The sequence below is a fragment of the Paenibacillus sp. MABNR03 genome (assembly GCF_050455445.1).
Taxonomy (GTDB): Bacteria; Bacillota; Bacilli; order Paenibacillales; family Paenibacillaceae; genus Paenibacillus; species Paenibacillus xylanilyticus.
Map to the genome: position 1 here is coordinate 100,057 of NZ_JBCIYR010000007.1, position 22,172 is coordinate 122,228.

Sequence of the window (22,172 nt, forward strand, 5' to 3'; positions counted from 1 at the left end):
GATGTCGAATTAGATGGGGAGATATCTAATTTTTATATGATTTTCTCTAAAATCCAGATGGTATTTTGAAAACGCTCTATCAGGTATGATTGATCTATAAAACAGAGGAGGGGGAACGGAGATGGAAACGCTAACAAAAAAATCCGCTTCCGCGAAAAGAAGCAGTAACCCCAAGCCGCCAGCGAAGAGACGGCGGAACGGAATTTGGGATAGCATCAAGCAGCAGAAATATCTCTATCTCATGTCACTGCCATTCGTAGTTTGGGTTTTTGTATTTAACTATCTGCCACTATGGGGATGGACGATGGCTTTCCAAAATTATAAACCGGCCAGATCATTCGGCGATCAAGAGTGGGTTGGTTTTAAACACTTTGTAGAGCTGTTTAGTGATGAACGGTTTTATCTAGTACTACGAAACACACTTGCAATGAGCTTAATGGGGCTGATTGTCGGTTTTGTCGTGCCGATTTTCTTTGCAATTCTATTGAATGAAATGAAGGGCATGTTCTTCAAGCGGACGGTCCAAACCGTATCCTACTTGCCTCACTTTGTATCCTGGGTCGTTGTAGCCGGGATCATTACCAAGATGCTCTCCACCGATGGAGGGATTGTCAACGACATCTTGATGGGCCTGAATATTATCGATCAGCCGATTCAATTCATGGCGAAGGGGAACCTGTTTTGGTACATTGTAACCGCTTCAGATATGTGGAAAGAAACGGGCTGGAATGCCATCATCTATCTGGCTGCGATTACAGGCATTGACCAGGAGCTTTACGAGGCCTCCCGTGTCGACGGAGCAAACCGCTGGAGACAAATGTGGCACATCACGCTGCCGGGCATCCGGACCACGATTTCCGTACTATTCATCATGTCCATCGGACACTTGATCAGTATCGGTTTCGAGAAGCAGATGCTGCTGCAAAACAGTCTGGTATTAGACTACTCGGAAGTCCTTGATCTCTACGCGCTCAATTATGGTTTGAATATGGGACGATTCTCATATGGTACAGCCATAGGTATATTCAACTCCGTTGTCAGTATCATCCTTCTGTTTACAGCGAACGGGTTGTTCAAAAAATTCACCAAAGAAAGCATTATGTAGGGAGGGGGAAACATTATGGCGAACAAATCATTCAATGCTACACGGGGCGATAAACTGTTCGATATATTCAATTATATCGCGATGGCGCTGGTGTTGGTCGTAACGCTGTATCCATTCCTGAACGTGCTTGCGATCTCGCTGAATAACTCAACCGATACCGTGCGTGGCGGAATATACTTGTGGCCGCGGGACTTTACGCTGGAGAACTACAAAACGATTTTCCAATATGACGGGCTGCTGCAAGGTCTGCAGATTTCCATCCTGCGTACGATTGTAGGTACACTGCTCGGACTGATCAGTTCATCCATGATCGCCTTTACACTGAGCCGTCCTGACTTCAAATTGAGAAAGTTTGTATCGACTACACTGGCACTCACGATGTATTTCTCCGGTGGTCTGATTCCGGTGTACATCCTGATGCGTGACCTGAACCTGATCGGTACATTCTGGGTATATGTATTGCCAGGCATGATCAGTGCATTTAACGTATTCATCATCCGTTCATTCATTGATGGATTGCCGTATGCGCTGCAGGAATCCGCAAAACTGGACGGTGCAAATGACTTTAAGATCTTCTACAAAATCATTTTGCCGCTCTGTAAACCGGTACTTGCGACGATTGCATTGTTCCTGGCTGTAGGTCAATGGAACGCATGGTTTGATACGTATCTGTACAACGGTTCCAAGGCACATCTAACAACACTCCAATACGAGCTGATGAAAGTGCTGCAGAGTACTCAGCAAGGGTCTGGCGCTGGACGGAATGCCAATGATATGGCACAGCAAATGACACAGATTTCACCAGAATCGATCAAGATGGCCATTACGATTGTCGTTACCGTTCCAATCCTGGTTGTATATCCATTCTTGCAAAAGTACTTTGTAGGTGGTATGACATTGGGTGCAGTAAAAGCATAAGCAACACTATAGAGCTGCCAAAAAGAGCAGCCGTACACTAAAAAAAAGCATCAGGTGCCCGAGGCGTGACCAACAGGTTTGCGCCTCACCGTATAGGGCTGCGGAGCGGCATTCATGAAGCTATAGACAGGGACAAAAAAATCCCGGACAAGACAGACATATGAAACAGGGAGGATTACCATTATGGCAAGTTTTAAAATGAAAGGGGCACTGGCTCCTGTACTTGCGATGTCTTTGCTCGCAGGTTGTGGTGGTGGAGGAACTGGCGGCGAAACGTCGTTTAAAGACACAAGTGGCGACACGTCTCCGCTCACATTCAGCTTCTTTAGTGTCGATCCCAGTCCAAACTGGAATGGCATGAGGGATGAGGTAGGCCAGGTTATCACGGAAAAAACAGGAGTAACACTTAACGGTGAATTTGCCGTCAGCGGTGGTCAGGACAAAATATCCTTAATGGCAGCGAGCGGCGATTATCCCGATATCGTGTCACCCAAAGGAGAGCTTAGCAAACTGGTGGATGCAGGAGCGATGTTGGATCTGACAGATCTGATTGACCAGTATGCTCCCAATCTGAAGAAGCTGTATGGTAATTACATGGATCGGTTGAAATACAGTAATGAGGATCAGGCCATTTATGTGCTGCCGACGTACTATGCGGTAGACCAGAAGTACTTTGATGCAGGCGGCGGGTTCGGTATTCAGCACCGTGTGCTGAAAGAGCTGGGTTACCCTCAGGTGCGTACGCTGGAGGACTTTGAAAATGTGCTGAAGGCATACAAAGAGAAACACCCGACGATTGATGGTCAGCCAACGATCCCATTATCACTGGACGCAGATGACTGGAGAATCATGATCACTGTAACGAACCCAGCTTTCTTGGCAACGGGTGCACCGGATGACGGTGAATACTACATCAATCCGGAAACATATGAAGCGATGCTTCACTACAAACGTCCAGAGGAAAAAGAGTATTTCCGTTGGTTGAACAAAATGTACAACGAGGGATTGCTCGATCAGGACAGTTTCGTACAAAAAACAGACCAGTATAAATCCAAAATCGCAAGTGGACGTGTGCTTGGTGTCATTGACCAGGATTGGGGTTATTCCGATGCGGAGAACGCATTGAAATCAGCTGGCAAGCCTGAAGCAACATATTCACACTTCCCTGTGACGCTGTCTGAGGATATCAAGGATCATTCCTATCAGGACACCGGCTTCGTATCCGGCTGGGGTGTAGGTATTACAACCACGAATCCGGACCCGGTTCGTACCATCAAGTTCTTCGATTATCTGGCTTCTGAAGAAGGCCAAGTGTTGATGAACTGGGGAATTGAAGGCAAACACTACGAAGTGAAGGATGGCAAACGTGTTATTCCTGCCGATGTTCTGGACCAAAAGACAAACAATGCTTCCGTATTCCAAAAAGAGACAGGTATTGGTCTATACACCAATATGTCGGGTCACTATGGAGACGGTGTTAAGGATTCAACGGATAACTACTATACGACGAATTTCCCTGAACAAATCGTAGCAGCATATTCCGAGCCAGAGAAAGAAACACTGAAAGCGTATGGTGTTACAACTTGGAAAGACTTGTACCCAAGTGAAGATGAGTTCCCGGTTAAGCCATGGGGAGCGGCATACAATTTGCCGACACCAGGTGATTCCGATTACAACGTCATCTTCCAGAAAACTCAGGATATTATCCGTAAACGAATTCCGGAAGCTATTCTCAGTTCACCGGATCAGTTTGACGGCATCTACGACGCAATGATTGCGGAGGTAAACAAAGCCGGAGCTGAAAAAATGGAACAACAATACACCGAGCTTGTCCAAAACCGGGTTAAATTGTGGAACGGTGAAGCGAGCCAATAATCAGTCATGTGTATCGTTAATTTTCGAAAGAGGAGAACCCAGTTACCTGGGTTCTTTTTCTATGTCTAAAACGTTTTCTAAAAAACGTTTTCAATTTTACGATTTCACTATTGACAAGGACTTGTGGAGGGATTATGATGCAAATATGAAAGCACTTACATCTGCGGTGTGACAGTTCAAAATAGCTTTTCATTCAAGTTTGAAAAAGAGAGTGCGAGCAGGTTTAAGAGTGATCAGGAAAACTTCAAAACAATAAGTAAGCGCTTTTAATGTATTAAAAACAAAAGATTTACATTCAGTTCTTTCCGGTATGCGCAGGCCAGCCTGTTATACAATAGATAGCTTCATTTTATCCATAAGGGGGATTATACATGAAGGGCAAAACACCAAAAACATTCGCAATGCTTCTGCTCGCAAGCGCACTTGCCATCACGGCAGGTTGTGGAGGAGGAGGTACAACTGCTTCAGAGACACCAGAGGATACAGGGGATACAACCAGTCCCATCACGTTTACATTCTTTGGTGCAGATGCAAGTCCAAACTGGAACAATATGAAGGATGCAGTGGGCCAAGAGATTACCAAACGAACAGGTGTTACAATTGAGGCAGAGTACGATGTGAATAATGGCGGAGATCAGAAAATACCTTTGATGGCTGCCAGCGGTGATTACCCTGATATTATCTTTCCTAAAGGAAATTTATCGAAGCTTGTTGATGCAGGAGCAATGCTTGATCTTACCGATCTGATTGAGGAACATGCACCAAACCTAAAAAAAATCTATGGTGATCAGATGAATCGTTTGAAATACAGTCTGGAAGACCAGGCCATTTATGCGATTCCGACCAACATGGGTGTAGATAATATTGCTTTTGATGCAACGGGCGGATTTGAAATTCAACAAAAGGTATTGAAAGAGCTCGGATATCCGGAAGTGAAGACACTCGAGGATTACGAAAACGTATTGAGAACCTATTATGAGAAGCATCCAACCATTGATGGTCAGCCAACCATTCCGTTGACACTAAATGCAGACGATTGGAAGATCATGATCACAGTAACGAACCCTGCGTTCCAGGCAACGGGTGGACCGGATGATGGTGAGTACTATATCAACCCGGAGACGTATGAAGCCATGCTGCACTACAAACGTCCGGAGGAAAAGGAATACTTCCGTTGGTTGAACAAAATGTACAATGAGGGACTGCTCGACAAAGATACTTTTGTACAAAAAGATGACCAATATAAATCCAAGATTGCCAGCGGCCGTGTACTTGGTCTGATTGACCAGGAATGGAACTATGGCGAAGCGGAGAATGCACTGAAAGGTGCGGGCAAGGATGACAGCACTTACGCCCACTTCTCCGTATCTCTAAACGAAGATATTGTAGATCATACGTTCCAGCCTACCGGCTTTGACGGTTATGGAATCGGAATTTCTACGACGGCCAAAGATCCGGTGCGTATCATCAAATTCATGGATTGGCTCGCATCAGATGAAGGTCAAGTACTCCGAAACTGGGGGATTGAAGGTCAACATTACAATGTAGAAAATGGCAAGCGTATCATTCCTGACGAAATCCAGGATCGCAAAGTCAACGACAACTCGGCGTTTACCAAAGAAACCGGGATTGGTCTGTACAACATCTTTAGTGCAAGATACGGCGATGGTGTGAAAGATTCTACGGATAACTACTACACAACCAACTTCCCTGAACAGATTCAGGCAGGTTACACAGCAGCTGAGAAAGAAACGTTAAAGGCATATGGCATTACGACCTGGAAGGATTTCTATCCTTCTGAAGATGAACTGAAGCTGAAAGACTGGGGCGCTGCATACAATATGCCGGTTCCATCAGATACCGACTACAACGTAGCATACCAGAAAACACAGGATATCATCCGCAAACGCATTCCTGAAGCCATTCTTGCGAAGCCGGAAAACTTTGACCAAGTCTACGACAGCCTCCTGGCTGAACTGGACAAAGCAGGTGCAGTGGAGATGGAGAAACAGTACACCGTATGGGTGAAGGAACGTGTTGCCTTGTGGACTGGTAAAGATGTGAAGTAACGAAAGAACGCTGGAAATAACTTGTGAAAATAAAGCATTACATTTACAAAAAGAGGCCTATCAAAAAGGCCTTTTTTTGTTGTTGACGGAACGGGTAGGATAGCATATAATCATTGATGTAAGCACTTTCAGTAAGCGTTTTAAATGAGTTTACGAAAACGTTTTACCGTTGTTAAATGATATTTTAAGATTTGTAAGTTACAAGGTTTGATATGTTTACGAAAAGTGTGAAATGTTATTTTGGTAAGCGCATACAGAAATGCGCTTCAAAAGTGGTATTCGCAGGCATCTGCCTGTTATACAGATAAAACCTTCATAATAATAGGGGGAACTAGACAATGAGAGGCAAAATGAAAGGCAATACACCTAAGACTTTTGCAATGTTGATGCTCGCAAGTGCGCTGTTGGTTACTGCTGGTTGCGGAAATTCGGGAAGCAAAGATGCTTCTTCCGGAGAGTCCAGTGGAACTGATCCGATTACAGTCACGTTTTTTGGTGCTGATGCAAGTCCAACTTGGAACAAAATGCAAGATGCAGTCGGCAAGGAAATTACGAAGCAAACAGGCGTTACGATTGAAGCGGAATATGATGTAAACAATGGCGGCGAACAAAAGATCTCTCTCATGGCTGCCAGTGGTGATTATCCAGATATCATTTTCCCAAAAGGTAACTTGTCTAAGCTCGTAGATGCGGGTGCGATGCTTGACCTCACGGATCTAATCGAGGAGCATGCGCCGAACTTGAAAAAAATCTATGGCGATCAGATGAATCGTTTGAAATACAGCACGGAAGATCCAGCGATCTACACGATCCCAACCAATATGGGTGTAGATAATATGACGTTTGACGCAACAGGTGGGTTCGAAATTCAACAAAAGGTTTTGAAAGAGCTCGGCTATCCTGAGGTAAAAACACTTGAGGATTACGAAAATGTACTGAAAGCTTATTATGAGAAACATCCAACGATTGATGGCCAGCCAACCATTCCACTGACATTGAATGCGGATGATTGGAAGATCATGATTACGGTAACCAACCCGGCATTCCAAGCTACAGGGGCTCCGGATGATGGTGAATACTATGTCAATCCAGAAACTTATGAAGCGATGCTGCACTACAAACGCCCAGAAGAAAAAGAATATTTCCGTTGGTTGAACAAAATGTATAATGAAGGACTGCTTGATAAAGATACATTTGTTCAAAAAGACGACCAATACAAATCCAAAATTGCCAGCGGCCGTGTACTCGGTCTGATTGACCAAGAGTGGAACTATCAAGAAGCTGAAAATGCGCTGAAAGGTGCTGGCAAGGATGACAGCACGTACGCTCACTTCTCCGTATCGCTGAACGAAGATATCGTGGACCATACGTTCCAGCCAACCGGATTTGATGGCTACGGAATTGGAATCACCACGGCTGCGGAAGACCCAGTACGTATTATCAAATTCATGGACTGGCTCGCTTCGGACGAAGGTCAAGTGCTCCGAAACTGGGGAATCGAGGGTCAGCACTACAATGTAGTGGATGGCAAACGTGTTATTCCGGATGAAATCCAGGATCGTAAAACTAACGACAATTCCAATTTCAGTAAAGAAACAGGTATTGGTCTGTACAATGTGTTCAGTGCAAGATATGGTGATGGTGTGAAGGATGCAACTGACAACTACTACACAACCAATTTCCCTGAACAGATTATAGCAGGTTATACAGCGGCTGAGAAAGAAACGCTCAAAGCCTATGGCATTACAACTTGGAAAGAGTTTTACCCGTCTGAAGAAGAACTTCCACTCAAAGACTGGGGAGCATTATATAATATGTCCGTGCCTACAGGTACAGATTATGACGTAACATTCCAAAAAACTCAGGATATCGTACGCAAACGGATTCCTGAAGCTGTTCTGACCTCGTCAGCGAACTTCGATAAAGTGTATGATGACTTCCTCGCAGAGCTGGACAAAGCTGGTGCAGTGGAAATGGAGAAACAATATACGGTATGGGTTAAAGATCGTATATCTCTGTGGACAGGCAAAGAAGTGAAGTAATATAAGCGTGTGGATGGAAAATCATCCATTGCAAGAAAGAGGCCCTGATTCAGGGTCTCTTTCTTGCTTTTTCTTGTGATGTTTTACATTGACGCAGATATATAAATCCAATATACTTTTCTTACTGAAAGCACTTTCAGTTGAAGGCTATTAGGGCAGCGGATTTGTCCAAGCAAAGAGCCTGTGGATACAAAATATTTCTTACATAATGTAGTATCCGAAAACGTTTTAGTATCCTTTATAAAAATAATAGATGATTCATGAAGAGGAGTTATTTTATGTCCCCATTCAATGAGAAAACAAAAATAAATCGTCTATGGTATCGACAGCCTGCCACCCGCTGGGAAGAGGCCCTTCCTATTGGGAACGGACGACTCGGAGGCATGGTGTACGGAGGAGCTGCCGAAGAGCGTATCCAGTTAAACGAGGATACCCTATGGTCTGGTTTTCCGCGTGACACCATTCAGTACAGCAGCCAGCGGTACTTGAAGCAAACCCGCGAACTCATTATGTCCGGACAATATAGTGAAGCTGAAGAGCTTCTGAACCGTGAAATGCTGGGTCGCGATGTAGAAGCCTACCAACCGATGGGTCATTTCATGATACAGCAGGAGGGACTTCGGGAGCAGGATTATGAAGAGTTTGAACGTGAACTTGACCTGGAATCCGGAATTGTTAAGGCGAGTTATTCCTATGAAGGTGTTCGTTTTGTTCGTGAGGTGTATACCAGTGCCCCGGATGATCTAATGGTATGTACGCTTACGGCTGATCGGGACGGAGCTGTGAATGCCATTGCTCATTTGGACAGCCCGCATCCGTACACAACCCAGGAATCAGAAAACGGAGTGACGATGTTCAGTCGTTGTCCAAGTCATGTGGAATCGAACTATTTCCGGGACCATCCCGAATCGGTTATCTATGAAGAGGATCGGGGGACTGCATACGCGGTTCGTTTGGCTGTTACAGTAATCGGTAAAGAGGCAAAGGTTTCTACTATGGATGGCAAGCTTCATGTTCAGGGAGCTAAACAGGTCGTATTTTACTTGGCGGCAGCTACTGCTTTCGAGAATTACGATGTTATTCCAACCAAGGATGAGCAGTTGCTGGAACAAGGTTGTAAAGATGTCATAGCAAAAGCGATGAGCTTAGGTCATGAAAGTCTGCGTATTCGGCATGAAGCTGATCACCAGTCTTTATTTTCACGTGTCAGTCTTGATCTGGGATCCACGCCTAATGGGGAGCTGCCTACTGATGAGCGGCTTATAGCTTACCAGTCTGGAGTTCAAGACCCCGGGCTAGAAGCACTTTATTTTCAATATGGCAGATATCTGTTAATGGGCAGTTCGCGCCCGGGCACCCAGCCGGCCAATCTGCAGGGCATATGGAATCATCAGGTTGAGCCGCCTTGGCACAGTGATTATACAATTAATATCAATACCGAGATGAATTACTGGCCAGCCGAAGTATGCAATCTGAGCGAATGTCATGAACCGCTATTCAGTTTGTTGGAGGACCTGAGTCAAACTGGGCGCAGAACAGCTCGCATTTTGTACGGCGCACGTGGATGGACAGCCCATCACAACGTGGATATCTGGAGAACGACAACACCTACAGGCGGTGATGCCAGCTGGGCATTCTGGCCGATGGGTGGTGTCTGGCTGACATCCCATCTGTGGGAGCATTACCTATTTACCGGGGATCAAGATTTTCTTCAAGAACGTGCTTATCCGGTCATGAAGGAGGCAGCACTATTCTGTCTGGATTGGTTGATTGAAGGACCGGATGGCTATCTGGTTACTGCTCCTTCAACCTCTCCGGAGAACAAGTTCCTGACAGAAGAAGGAGAAGCCCGCAGCATTTCGATGGCGTCGACAATGGATATGACATTGATTCGTGAATTGTTCACCAGATGTATTGAGGCAGCAGGGACACTTGAGGTCGACCGGGCATTGGTCATTGAGCTGGAGAACAGTCTGAGCAGGTTATATCCGTTCCGGATTGGCAGTGAAGGGCATCTGCAGGAATGGTTTAAGGACTTCGCTGAATCGGAACCAGGACATCGTCACGTGTCCCATCTGTATGGCCTGTATCCAGGAGAACTGATCAATCGAATCCATACGCCGGAGCTTGTTGAGGCTTCACGCATATCGCTTGAACGTCGCATATCGCAGGGGGGTGGGCATACCGGATGGAGCTGTGCTTGGTTGATCAATCTGTATGCACGTCTGCTTGATGGCGGGCAGGCGCATGAGTTTGTGCGTACACTGCTGGCCCGGTCAACTCATCCCAATCTGTTCGATGACCATCCACCATTCCAGATTGACGGCAATTTCGGTGGTACGGCCGGCATTGCCGAGATGCTGCTGCAGAGCCATCTGAATGAACTGCACTTGCTGCCGGCCCTGCCAGAGCAATGGACACAAGGCAGCGTAACAGGTTTGCGTGCACGAGGCGGTTATACCCTATCCATGGAGTGGGCGGACAGCCAATTGGTTTCTGCCGAAATCAAGGCAGAACGTGATGGTTCGATCACCATTCGAAGCGCACATGTGCTGCGGGTGGATAATGAGGAGCAGCAACAGGCTGAGCTAACACCTCAAGGAGATTATGTAATTACTTTAACCATGACCGCAGGACAGACCGTCCGCGTATCATGAGGAGACGAGGGAGAAACCAATGACTATTTTTCAATTTCCGCAAGATTTTCGCTGGGGAACAGCTACAGCTTCCTATCAAATAGAAGGAGCAGCACAGGAAGGCGGACGCGGAGTATCCATCTGGGATACATTTGCACGTACACCTGGTAAAGTATTTAATGGAGACAATGGGGATGTCGCTTGCGACAGTTACCACCGTTATGAAGAAGATATCGAGCTGATGAAGAAACTTGGTATCAACACGTATCGATTCTCCATTGCCTGGCCGCGTATTATACCGGACGGAGATGGTGAGATCAATCGCGAAGGCCTGGACTTTTACCACCGCTTCGTGGACAAGCTGCTAGAGGCAGGCATTGAGCCTTTCTGCACACTGTATCACTGGGATCTTCCGCAAGTGCTGGAGGATGACGGGGGCTGGGGAAACCGCAGAACCGTCGATGCGTTTGTTAAATATGCAGAAGTTATCTTCAAGGAGTTCACTGGCAAAATCAAATTTTGGCTGACGTTTAATGAACCATGGTGTATCGCATTCCTGTCCAATCTATTGGGGGTTCATGCACCAGGGAACAAGGATCTGCAGACATCCCTTAATGTGGCCCATGGACTGCTTGTTGCTCATGGTAAAGCGGTGCAATCCTTCCGCAGGCTGGGCATAACGGGGCAGATCGGTATTGCACCAAATGTGTGCTGGGCTGAGCCTTACAGCAAGTCACCTGAGGATCAGGCGGCATGCGACCGCTCCATCGCGCTCAACACAGACTGGTTCCTTGATCCGATCTACAAAGGTACCTACCCGCAATTCATGGTCGATTGGTTTGCTCAAGCAGGTGCCACAGTGCCGATCCAGGAAGGCGATATGGAGATCATCTCGCAGCCGATTGACTTGCTGGGCATTAACTATTACACCATGGGAATCAATCGCTTCAATCCGGAGGCAGGAGCTTTGCAGTCTGAGGAAGTGGATATGGGACTGACCAAGACGGATATTGGTTGGCCGATCGAATCCCGTGGACTGTATGAGTTCATGCATTATTTGCAAAAGTATGGAAACGTCGATGTCTACATCACCGAGAACGGTGCTTGCATCAATGATGATCTGGACAATGGCAAGATCAATGATGATCGCCGGATCTCCTATTATGAACAGCATTTAGCCCAAATTCACCGGATTATTAACGATGGCATTAACCTGAAGGGATATATGGCGTGGTCTCTGATGGACAATTTTGAATGGGCAGAAGGATACCGGATGCGCTTTGGTCTTGTTCATGTGGACTATCGCTCGTTGGTTAGAACACCGAAGGAGAGTTTTTACTGGTACCAAAATGTGATCAAGAACAACTGGCTGGAAACGCGTAACTAGTTGGATGATCTATCGCTTCATTACACTATAGGATAAAGATAAAAGACGGTGTATTCGGTTTATCCGGATCGCCGTTTTTTTGTTCTGGTTTTTCTCGGAATGAGACATGTTCATAAAGCTTTCATAAGGTTACACCTTATTCCTGTTATGAAGAGGTTGTTTTTGGGTTATACATAACAAGAAGATAAAATAAGCGTTTGTCAACAGTTTAATTTTAAATAAAGTGTCCAAATTGCGAAATAAATTTGAACATTTGTTGACTAAAAATCATACTGATGTGGTATATTGGTATTAGGAAAGCACTTACAAAAAGGGAAAAGGAAGTGTTTACTATGGCATCGAAGACAGCAATGGTAAGCCAATTGGAGCGCAAAGATAAGAATATGCGGCGCGCAGTCTTGACGATGACAGTTCTGGCCTGGATCGCTCTCATTACGGGAGTGGTTATGTGCCTGATTAACCTGAACGATTTTAATGACCGTAATCTTGGCTTGATGGTCGGTATTGGTTTTCTGGTAGGTAGTGTGTTTATTTATGTAATCGCCAAATCGATTGGTCTTGTTCATACACGCCGGGAAGACGAAGGAGCCGATTAATTATAATCTGGCGATCTTTCGTTCATAATAAGACTGGATGAGTACCCGGAATCCAGTCAATAAAGCCCTTTGCGGATTCGTTGATACTGTTCAACGGGACTGCAAAGGGTTTTATTTTGTGACTCGAAGTGTAATGATTACAATGAAGAAATATCAAGTGTGCAAGCGATTTGTGAGAAAAAATTCACACATTTAAGGTGTAAAATCGACAAATTTGTTAACAAGAACAAAAAAGTTGCTCATTTCTGATATCTTTAGAAGGAAGAGAGTAGTATACTGATTTTTCAGTATGAGCGAATTTAAGGAGAGGGGATCAAGATGAACAAGAAACCTAGGTCGCTAGCCCGGATTATTATTCCGGTTGTCCTGACGTTGGTTACAATTGCATTGATTGTCTGGCCAATGCTGGCAGGCGGGCAGTACGTTGTTCTGGATCCGAAGGGACCAATTGGCGCTTCGCAGAGAGATTTGATTGTCATTTCGACGATTCTTTGTGCGATCGTTATCGTACCTGTGTTGATTTTGTCTGCTGTAATCGTTTGGCGTTACCGCGACAAGCCGGACAATAAAGCTGCTTATGAGCCGAACTGGTCTCATAGTACCAAAGCCGAGGCTATCTGGTGGACGGTTCCAATTGTTATCATTGGTTTGCTTGCGATCGTAACTGTACGCTATACCTATGATTTGGAACCTTCGAAGCCGCTGGCTTCTGAGAAAGAACCCATTACCATTCAAGTATCTTCACTGGACTGGAAATGGTTGTTTATGTATCCTGAGCAAGGCATTGCAACGGTCAATACGTTGAATATTCCGGCAGACCGGCCCGTGAAATTTGAGCTTACTGCGGATTCACCGATGAACTCGTTCTGGATTCCGCAGCTTGGTGGACAAATTTATACGATGTCGGGTATGGCGATGACCTTGTATTTGCAAGCTGATCACGAAGGGACTTACTTCGGTTCGGGTGCCAACTTTACTGGTGAACATTTTGCCCAAATGCGTTTCGACGTCAATGCAACATCAGATGAAGAATTCGATCAATGGGTGACTGAAGTAAAACAACAATCCCAGCCGCTGACGCAAGAGACGTATAACACATTGGCGGAACCGGGAACAAGCAATGTCGCTTATTATTCTTCCTTCCCTGAAGGATTGTTCCAAGACATTGTGACCAAGTATGTTGTCGAAGGTTCAGGCGCTCATAATCATGGAACTTCGGAAGAAGCTTCAGGCGCCGCGAAAAATGTGTCCACTGAAGTGGACAAGAGTGCTAACTAAAGATTCGAAAGGAGGCCCCCAATGTTAGAGAGACTTAAGGAGTTTGCATCGGAGTTTTTCGTTACCGGTGACCCGCTGATTTATGGTGCGGACGTGGCCATCGGGATTACGATGATTACCATCGTAGCGGTGCTGACTTATTTCAAAAAATGGGGCTGGCTCTGGCGTAACTGGTTAACAACCGTCGATCATAAAAAGATCGGTATTATGTATATCATTGCTTCCATCATCATGTTGTTCCGTGGTGGTGTCGATGCGCTGATGATGCGTCTTCAGCTAGCTATGCCTAACATGGATTTCTTGCATCCTGAACATTATAACCAAGTCTTTACGACTCACGGTACCATCATGATCCTGTTCATGGCGATGCCGTTTATGTTCGGTTTGTTTAACGTAATTGTGCCTCTTCAAATAGGGGCAAGGGACGTCGCATTTCCGTTCCTGAATGCACTAAGCTTCTGGTTATTCTTCCTGGGAGCGATGCTGTTTAACCTGTCCTTCGTTATCGGTGGTTCACCTGATGCAGGATGGCTGAGTTATCCGCCTCTATCGGAGCTGTCACACAGTCCGGGGGTAGGGCAGAACTTCTATATATGGGGTATACAGATATCGGGTATCGGTTCCCTGGCTACCGGTATCAACTTCCTGGTTACCATCATTAAAATGCGTGCGCCAGGCATGAGATGGATGAAAATGCCGATGTTTACATGGTCGGTATTCTCCACTTGTATTATCATCTTGTTTGCATTCCCAATCTTGACTGTGACACTTGCATTGCTCTTCCTGGATCGATTCGGCGGGGCGCATTTCTTCACGCTTGATTTGGGCGGTAACCCGATGATGTATATCAACTTGATCTGGATGTGGGGTCACCCTGAGGTATACATTGTGGTCTTGCCGGCATTCGGTGTGTTCTCCGAGATTGTAAGTACCTTCTCGAAGAAAAAATTGTTTGGTTACAAATCGATGGTATTCGCGATGCTAATCATTAGCTTCCTGTCCTTCTTCACATGGGCGCATCACTTCTTCACGATGGGTTCGGGAGCGGACGTTAATGCCTTCTTCGCTGTAACAACGATGTTGATCGCGATTCCCACAGGGGTTAAAATCTTCAACTGGCTGTTTACGATGTATCGTGGACGGATTCGGATGGCCACCCCGATGTTATGGACAATCGCATTTATTCCATGCTTTATCGTCGGGGGTATGACGGGGGTTCTGCTGTCCGTTGCACCTGCTGACTTCCAGTTCCACAACAGTTACTTCCTGATTGCCCACTTCCACCAAGTATTGATCGGTGGTGTAGTATTCGGATACTTCGCGGGTCTGTACTACTGGTGGCCAAAAATGTTCGGTTTCCAACTTGAAGAGAAACTGGGCAAATGGGCTTTCTGGACTTGGAATATTGGTTTCTATGTCTGCTTCATGCCGCAGTACGCTGTAGGTTTGATGGGTATGACACGTCGTCTGAGCACCTACGGCTGGGATACCGGCTGGTGGGAACTGAACTTTGTATCCACTATCGGGGCATTCCTGATGGGTGTCGGATTCCTGTTCCAGGTTGCACAAATTGCAGACGGTATTCGCAAATACAAAACGCTCAAAGTATCCGGCGATCCATGGGATGCTCGTACACTTGAGTGGTCGATTCCTTCACCAGCTCCTGAGTACAATTTCGCCATTACACCTCGCGGTGATGATATTGATGAGTGGTGGGAAGAGAAAGAACGTCGTGCCAAAGGCATCTATCCACCAGAACAGCCGCTTGAGCCGATTCATATGCCTAAGAACTCCGCAATTCCGTTTATCATGTCCGTCTTCTGGTTCATCGCCGGCTTCGGCTTTGTATTCGGTTGGCTGTGGATGGCGATTCTCGGACTCGCTGGCGTAGGGATCTGCATGATCGCTCGTTCATTCTCATACGACACGGACTATTACATTCCGGTCGACGAAATTAAGCGTACCGAAGCGTCGTTAAGGGGGTCGGTATAATGGCTCAAGCAGCCGCTAAGCATGGTCACGATCACGGTCACGACCATGGTCACCATGATCCACAAGAATTGAAATTGCTCGGTTTCTGGTTTTTCCTGATTTCCGACGTTATCCTGTTCTCCGTATTGTTCGCAACCTTTATTGTGTTGCGTGATAATACGGCGGGCGGACCTATATTGTCTGAATTGATCAAAATGCCTGGCGTTATTGCCGAGACATTTATCTTGCTCACAAGTTCATTTACAAGTGGACTTGCAGTGCTTGCGATGAACCAAGGTAAAGTGAAGCAACTGATTAGCTGGCTGGCAGTTACAGCCGTTCTCGGTGCAGCGTTTATCGCACTCGAAGTAACGGAGTTTGTTGAGATGATTCACGAAGGGTTCAGCTACACTACAAGTGCTGCTTCCGGCGCATTCTTCACCCTCGTGGGAACTCACGGACTTCACGTATCGCTGGGTCTGATCTGGATGATCGGACTGATGTTCCAACTGAAAAAACGTGGTATTACCGATGTTACTCGCGGTAAAATCAACGTAATCAGCTTGTACTGGCACTTCTTGGACGTCGTCTGGATCTTCCTCCTGTCGATCGTTTATCTGATGGGGGTGATGTAGATGGCAGAGCATAACTCACATGATTCCCATGCTCACGAACAGCATGGTTCAATGAAGTCCTATGTCATCGGCTTCATTCTGTCCATCGTCCTCACAATCATCCCGTTGGTGGTTGTACTGAACGACATGATGGGCAGAACAGGAACAATGGTTGTTATTCTCGTAACGGCTGCACTTCAGTTTGTGGTTCAACTCTTCTTCTTCATGCATATTCGTGAAACAGGAAAACCACGCTGGAATGTCATGGCTTTGATTTTCGGTCTATTGATCATGATGACCATCGTTATTGGTTCGATCTGGATCATGCTGAACAATACCGTTGCACATTAAGGTTTGAATAAAGAGGATCTCCCGGTCTGCACTGCAGACTGTGGAGATCCTCTTTTGTTTTATCCAGAATAAGCAGCGTCAAAATAAACTGGAATAAAACGATCTTTTATTTAAAAAGAGGTACACAAAAGATACAAAATGAACTAAAATGAACTTATATGAACTTTACCTAAAAATCAATCAACATCATTCAAATGACGAAGGGAATGGATTAATGATGCAAAATCGTTATGCTGCACACCCGAATGAAGTGAAAAATTATGATACGTCCCGTCTGCGTGAAGAGTTTTTGATGGAGCAGTTGTTCGCGACAGATGAACTAGTGACTGTGTATTCCCATGTGGATCGTTATATCGTAGGAACGGCCGTACCTCAAAGCAAAGATATTGCGCTTGAAGTGAACCTGAAGGATATCGGAACGAACTTTTTCCTGGAGCGTCGTGAAATCGGTATCATTAACGTTGGAGGCCACGGAACCGTAACTGCGGATGGTCAGGGTTATGAGATTGGGGCCAAAGAATGCCTTTATATCGGAAAAGGTGTGAAAGAGGTCGTGTTCAAAAGTAATGGAAACGATCAACCGGCTCAGTTCTACTTTGTATCTACACCAGCACATCATGCTTATCCTACGCAGAAGGCAACCCAGGAACAGGCTCAGCCGAACCATCTGGGCAGCATTGAAAGTTCGAATGAACGGACCATTTATCGCTACATTCATCAAGGTGAGGGCGGAATTCAGAGCTGTCAGCTGGTGATGGGTATTACGGAGCTCGATAAGGGTAACATGTGGAACACGATGCCTGCACATACCCACAATCGTCGTTCCGAAGTATACTTGTATTTCAACCTGCCGGAAGACGGTGTGGTATTCCATATGATGGGTGAACCGAACGAGACCCGGCATCTGGTTGTGCGTGACCGTCAGGCGATCATCTCTCCAAGCTGGTCCATCCACAGTGGCGTTGGCACAAGCAGCTATACATTCTGTTGGGCCATGGCTGGTGAAAACCAAACGTTCGAGGATATGGACGGCGTGGCGATGAAAGACCTGAAATAAACGCGTAAATTCCAAAGAAACAGGAAGTTGATTGCATGAATCCATTGAAAAGACATGAAAAGATTATGGAGGCTCTGCTGGAGCGCCAAGAAGTGACCGTCAGCGATCTGAGCGAACTGCTGCAGGTAACGGGCAAGACGGTTCGGGAGGATCTCGACAAACTGGAAGCGATGGGATTGCTAGTACGTGTTCATGGTGGTGCCATGCTGGCTCAGAATGACCAGTACGGCATTCTCACGAGTCGTGGAGCCACAGAGAAGCACCATTCGGAGAAAACCGAAATCGCCGAGCGTGCGCTCGCTTATATACGTCCTAATGAAATCATTGCACTGGACGGAGGAAGCACAACGCTGGAAATGGCAAAGCGGCTCGACAATCAGCCGCTCACTGTTGTAACCAATGACCTCTTCATTATCGCGGAGCTGACCAAAAAGGAGCAGGTCCGACTGGTCGTGCCCGGAGGAGCAAGAGTCCGTAATATGCTGGTTGGTGAGGACACGGCATCTTTCATTTCCAGTCTTAACATTCATAAAGCATTTATCTCGACCACTGCATTACATCCGGAATTCGGCCTATCCATATACACAGGTGATCTGGTTCCACTGAAAAAATCAATGATCTCTGCTTCTCAGCAGGTCTTCGGCGTTGTCGACCATTATAAATTCGGGCAATTTGCGCTGCGGACCTTTGCACACTGCTCGGAGCTGGATTGTATTATCAGTGACAGTCATCTGGATGAGGAGACGGCAGAACTGTATAACCAAATCGGAGTCAAAGTCGATTATCAAAGCTAAATGCACAGAAGCACTTGATGCCTGAATAGCTAAGCATAAGCAAAAGAAGTTGATTTGCATCACTCATAGGTTTGCATCTCATAACATGCGGAGGAATCATTCATGAATCCATTTGATCTAAGCGGACAAGTTGCTCTTGTCACCGGTACGTCCGGCGGTTTGGGCCAGGGAATGGCTATTGGCCTGGCCGAAGCCGGGGCCGATGTGGTACTCGTTTCCTATTCAAAGCCTTCGGAAACAGCAAGTGCCATCGAAGCTCTCGGGCGAAAAGCATATATCATTGAAGCCGATTTAAGTCGTGAAGATGAATTGCCAGCGGTATTTGAAAAGGCGTTAGCTTTTCAGGGGAGAATTGATATTCTCGTTAACAATGCCGGGATCATTCGCCGCACGCCTGCCGCTGACCACGGACAACAGGACTGGCACGATGTCATTGGTCTTAACCTGAACACGGTATTTTTCCTGAGTCAACTGGCGGGCAGACATATGATTGAGCGCGGCAGCGGCAAAATTATCAATATCGCATCCATGCTGTCCTATCAGGGCGGCATAAACGTACCAGGTTATACGGCCAGTAAACATGGCGTTGCAGGCTTAACCAAAGCACTTGCCAATGAGTGGGCAGGCAAGGGTGTACAAATTAACGGTATTGCACCAGGCTATATGGAGACGGATAATACCACTCAGATTCGTGCGGATGAAAACCGTTATCGGGATATTACAGCACGCATTCCGGCAGGACGATGGGGAACCCCTGAAGATCTGAAAGGTCCGGTAGTTTTTCTTGCATCAGCGGCTTCGGACTATTTGAATGGTCATGTACTGAATGTGGATGGCGGCTGGATGGCTCGTTAATCTGTTCTGCTATCAAATGCTAAGGAGGCAGTGACATGAAACTTGGTATTCTGGCACATACGTTTGGCCAGCAGCCTACAGCGCAGCTGGCGCAAACGGTTGCAGATCACGGATTCAATTCAGTACAGCTGGCGCTTGCCAAAGCCTTATCGGATGTTGACTCAGCTAATGGCAAACTGAGCCCCGGACTGGCGAATGAAATCGGGGATCAATTTGCAAGGCGCGGAGTTAAGATTGCTGTATTGGGCTGTTATATTAACCCGATCGATCCGGATGCTGCACGCAGACGTGCAGATATTGAACGGTTCAAAGAACATCTGCGTTATGCCCGGGATTTCGGTTGCAGCATGGTAGCGACGGAAACGGGAGGATTGGACACATACCAGGCCACTCATCCTGATGGGTATGAAGAAAAAGCATGGACAGTGCTGCGGGAAACGTTGGAGGAAATCACGGAGGAAGCTGAAAAGTGGGGTGTGCATGCGGCAATTGAGCCTGTATCTACACATACACTTCATACACGTGAACATATGACCCGTTTGTTTGAGGAGATTCCTTCCACCAACCTGGGCATGTTGTTCGATCCGTGCAATTTGATCAAACAGCCGCATGTCGCTGATCAAGGAGCTTTCCTGCGTGATGTGATGGAGAGCCTATACCAGCGAATCATTGTCATTCATGCGAAGGATGTGGCCTTCAATGCACAGGGCGAGAAGATAAATCCCGTGCCAGGGGCAGGCATATTGGATTACCCGTTATTTTTTGAGTTGTTAAAAACCTATAAGCCGCATATCGATATTTCACTTGAGGGTGTAACGGCGGAAGAAGCTGTACCAGCGGCCAAATATTTGCGTGAAGTATGGAATGGTGTGCGGGTATAGGCTAGGCTCAGGATAAGCTGATATTGCAGTATTTATATAGCCAGGAAACCTTTGCCCTCGCAAAGGTTTTTTGGTATGAGCTTGTGAATCAATCATATAAAATATTTCTTATCGGATAAATCGGAAATAATTCTTTTCAAACAAGACATCTTGTGAGAGAATATGGAAAACATACGCCACCATGTGAGGACATCAGGATCTTGAAACGTATAAGCCAAGGGAGGATTCAGATTTATGTCAAACGAACGTGAGCTTTCATTTGAAACATTGGCAATTCATGCAGGCCAGGAGATTGATCCGACAACCCATGCACGTGCTGTACCTTTGTACCAGACCACATCCTATGGTTTTAAGGACACAGAACATGCTGCCAATCTGTTTGGTTTGAAAGAGTTTGGCAACATCTATACCCGTCTGATGAATCCGACAACCGATGTATTTGAACAACGTATTGCGGCGTTGGAAGGAGGAGCAGGGGCACTGGCTACTGCTTCCGGTCAGGCAGCCATCACGTTTTCTCTCCTCAATATTGCAGGTGCAGGGGATGAGATTGTATCCTCAGCGAGCTTGTATGGTGGTACGTATAACTTGTTCTCGACAACGCTGCCGAAACTGGGCCTTGATGTAAAATTCGTTGATTCCAGTGATCCGGAAAATTTCCGGGCGGCCATTACAGAGAAAACGAAAGCACTATATGCGGAAACAATCGGGAATCCACAGGGCAATGTCCTGGACATTGAAGCCGTGGCAGCCATCGCTCATGAGCATGGCATTCCTCTGATCGTGGATAATACCTTCCCGAGCCCGTACTTGCTTCGTCCCATTGAACATGGAGCGGATATTGTGGTTCACTCGGCGACGAAATTTATTGGCGGTCACGGTACATCCATTGGAGGCGTGATTGTCGATAGTGGAAAATTCGATTGGAAAGCAAGTGGCAAGTTCCCGGGTCTGACCGAACCGGATGCCTCTTACCATGGTGTGGTATACACCGAAGCCGTTGGCCCAATTGCATATATTATCAAAGCCCGGGTACAACTGCTGCGCGACTTGGGCGCAACGATCTCACCATTTAATTCATGGCTGCTGCTGCAAGGACTGGAGACGCTTCATCTGCGAGTGGAACGTCATAGCAGCAATGCACTGGCTGTTGCGGAATATCTGGAGAAACACGAGGACGTTCTGTGGGTGAGCTACGCGGGTCTACCGAGCCATGCCTCATATGAACTCGCGCAGAAGTATCTGCCTAGAGGGCAGGGTGCAATCCTGACCTTTGGGATTAAAGACGGCGTAGATGCAGGGCGCAAACTCATCGAAAGTGTAAAACTGTTCTCTCACCTGGCGAATGTGGGTGACTCCAAGTCACTGATTATTCACCCGGCAAGTACAACGCACCAGCAGCTGACAGAAGAGGAGCAGACAGCCGCAGGGGTTAATCCTGAACTGATTCGTTTGTCTGTGGGTACGGAGAATATTCAGGATATTTTGTATGATCTGGAACAAGCCATCAAGGCAAGTCAGGGAGCAAGTGTTAGCGTGTAATCAAATAAATATTGCAACAGCCGCCGTCCTCCGGGACAGGCGGTTTTTTTATCGTTCTATCGACCGATTGGAAAATGCCCATTTACAAACGTCAGGCCGAGGCATATAATAAAGCCAAAGTTGTATTGAGTAAACATAATTGCATAAGTACAAAAATGATTATCATTCTCATTCAAAAACCATGCTGCTGCGGGATTCCCG

General features: G+C 46.4%; 17 protein-coding genes. All 17 read left to right on the top strand.

What is annotated here, in order from left to right:
* Positions 1-121 precede the first annotated feature (121 nt).
* Positions 122-1,105 (top strand): ABC transporter permease, encoded by a 984-nt coding sequence (locus AAIH57_RS25895; protein ID WP_175395289.1) that lies wholly within the window; start codon positions 122-124, stop codon positions 1,103-1,105.
* A 15-nt stretch (positions 1,106-1,120) separates the two neighbouring features.
* Positions 1,121-2,023, top strand: a complete 903-nt coding sequence (locus AAIH57_RS25900) for a carbohydrate ABC transporter permease (protein ID WP_175395290.1) — start codon at positions 1,121-1,123, stop codon at positions 2,021-2,023.
* Between the two features lie 183 nt (positions 2,024-2,206).
* Positions 2,207-3,898, top strand: a complete 1,692-nt coding sequence (locus AAIH57_RS25905) for an ABC transporter substrate-binding protein (RefSeq protein WP_430023536.1) — start codon at positions 2,207-2,209, stop codon at positions 3,896-3,898.
* A 371-nt stretch (positions 3,899-4,269) separates the two neighbouring features.
* On the top strand, positions 4,270-5,967 hold the full coding sequence (locus AAIH57_RS25910; protein ID WP_175395292.1) for an ABC transporter substrate-binding protein: 1,698 nt from the start codon (positions 4,270-4,272) through the stop codon (positions 5,965-5,967).
* A 338-nt stretch (positions 5,968-6,305) separates the two neighbouring features.
* On the top strand, positions 6,306-8,009 hold the full coding sequence (locus tag AAIH57_RS25915) for an ABC transporter substrate-binding protein (protein ID WP_376768951.1): 1,704 nt from the start codon (positions 6,306-6,308) through the stop codon (positions 8,007-8,009).
* Between the two features lie 278 nt (positions 8,010-8,287).
* A complete protein-coding gene (locus tag AAIH57_RS25920) occupies positions 8,288-10,666 on the top strand; it encodes a glycoside hydrolase family 95 protein (protein WP_430023537.1) in 2,379 nt (792 codons plus the stop codon).
* Between the two features lie 19 nt (positions 10,667-10,685).
* Positions 10,686-12,032 carry a GH1 family beta-glucosidase gene (locus AAIH57_RS25925; protein WP_175395294.1) on the top strand — a complete coding sequence of 449 codons (1,347 nt, stop codon included), beginning with the start codon at positions 10,686-10,688 and terminating at the stop codon, positions 12,030-12,032.
* A 332-nt stretch (positions 12,033-12,364) separates the two neighbouring features.
* The gene (locus AAIH57_RS25930; RefSeq protein ID WP_024631414.1) at positions 12,365-12,628 is read left to right on the top strand and encodes a hypothetical protein; all 264 of its coding nucleotides are present in this window, start codon (positions 12,365-12,367) and stop codon (positions 12,626-12,628) included.
* 318 nt (positions 12,629-12,946) lie between these two features.
* Positions 12,947-13,906 (top strand): ubiquinol oxidase subunit II, encoded by a 960-nt coding sequence (gene cyoA, locus AAIH57_RS25935; protein WP_175395295.1) that lies wholly within the window; start codon positions 12,947-12,949, stop codon positions 13,904-13,906.
* Between the two features lie 21 nt (positions 13,907-13,927).
* Positions 13,928-15,898 (top strand): cbb3-type cytochrome c oxidase subunit I, encoded by a 1,971-nt coding sequence (locus AAIH57_RS25940; protein WP_175395296.1) that lies wholly within the window; start codon positions 13,928-13,930, stop codon positions 15,896-15,898.
* Positions 15,898-16,512 carry a cytochrome o ubiquinol oxidase subunit III gene (gene cyoC / locus AAIH57_RS25945; protein ID WP_095292385.1) on the top strand — a complete coding sequence of 205 codons (615 nt, stop codon included), beginning with the start codon at positions 15,898-15,900 and terminating at the stop codon, positions 16,510-16,512. The genes AAIH57_RS25940 and cyoC overlap by 1 nt, the downstream gene beginning before the upstream one ends.
* Positions 16,513-16,842 (top strand): cytochrome o ubiquinol oxidase subunit IV, encoded by a 330-nt coding sequence (cyoD, locus tag AAIH57_RS25950; protein WP_175395297.1) that lies wholly within the window; start codon positions 16,513-16,515, stop codon positions 16,840-16,842.
* A gap of 217 nt (positions 16,843-17,059) precedes the next feature.
* On the top strand, positions 17,060-17,899 hold the full coding sequence (gene kduI, locus AAIH57_RS25955; RefSeq protein ID WP_413037363.1) for a 5-dehydro-4-deoxy-D-glucuronate isomerase: 840 nt from the start codon (positions 17,060-17,062) through the stop codon (positions 17,897-17,899).
* Between the two features lie 35 nt (positions 17,900-17,934).
* Positions 17,935-18,693 (top strand): DeoR/GlpR family DNA-binding transcription regulator, encoded by a 759-nt coding sequence (locus AAIH57_RS25960; protein ID WP_430023538.1) that lies wholly within the window; start codon positions 17,935-17,937, stop codon positions 18,691-18,693.
* A gap of 102 nt (positions 18,694-18,795) precedes the next feature.
* Positions 18,796-19,548: a 2-dehydro-3-deoxy-D-gluconate 5-dehydrogenase KduD gene (gene kduD, locus AAIH57_RS25965; protein WP_175395299.1), complete on the top strand. Its 753-nt coding sequence runs from the start codon at positions 18,796-18,798 to the stop codon at positions 19,546-19,548.
* A gap of 35 nt (positions 19,549-19,583) precedes the next feature.
* Positions 19,584-20,429, top strand: a complete 846-nt coding sequence (locus tag AAIH57_RS25970) for a sugar phosphate isomerase/epimerase family protein (RefSeq protein WP_430023539.1) — start codon at positions 19,584-19,586, stop codon at positions 20,427-20,429.
* 234 nt (positions 20,430-20,663) lie between these two features.
* Positions 20,664-21,971 carry a homocysteine synthase gene (locus tag AAIH57_RS25975; RefSeq protein ID WP_430023540.1) on the top strand — a complete coding sequence of 436 codons (1,308 nt, stop codon included), beginning with the start codon at positions 20,664-20,666 and terminating at the stop codon, positions 21,969-21,971.
* Positions 21,972-22,172: the final 201 nt, after the last annotated feature.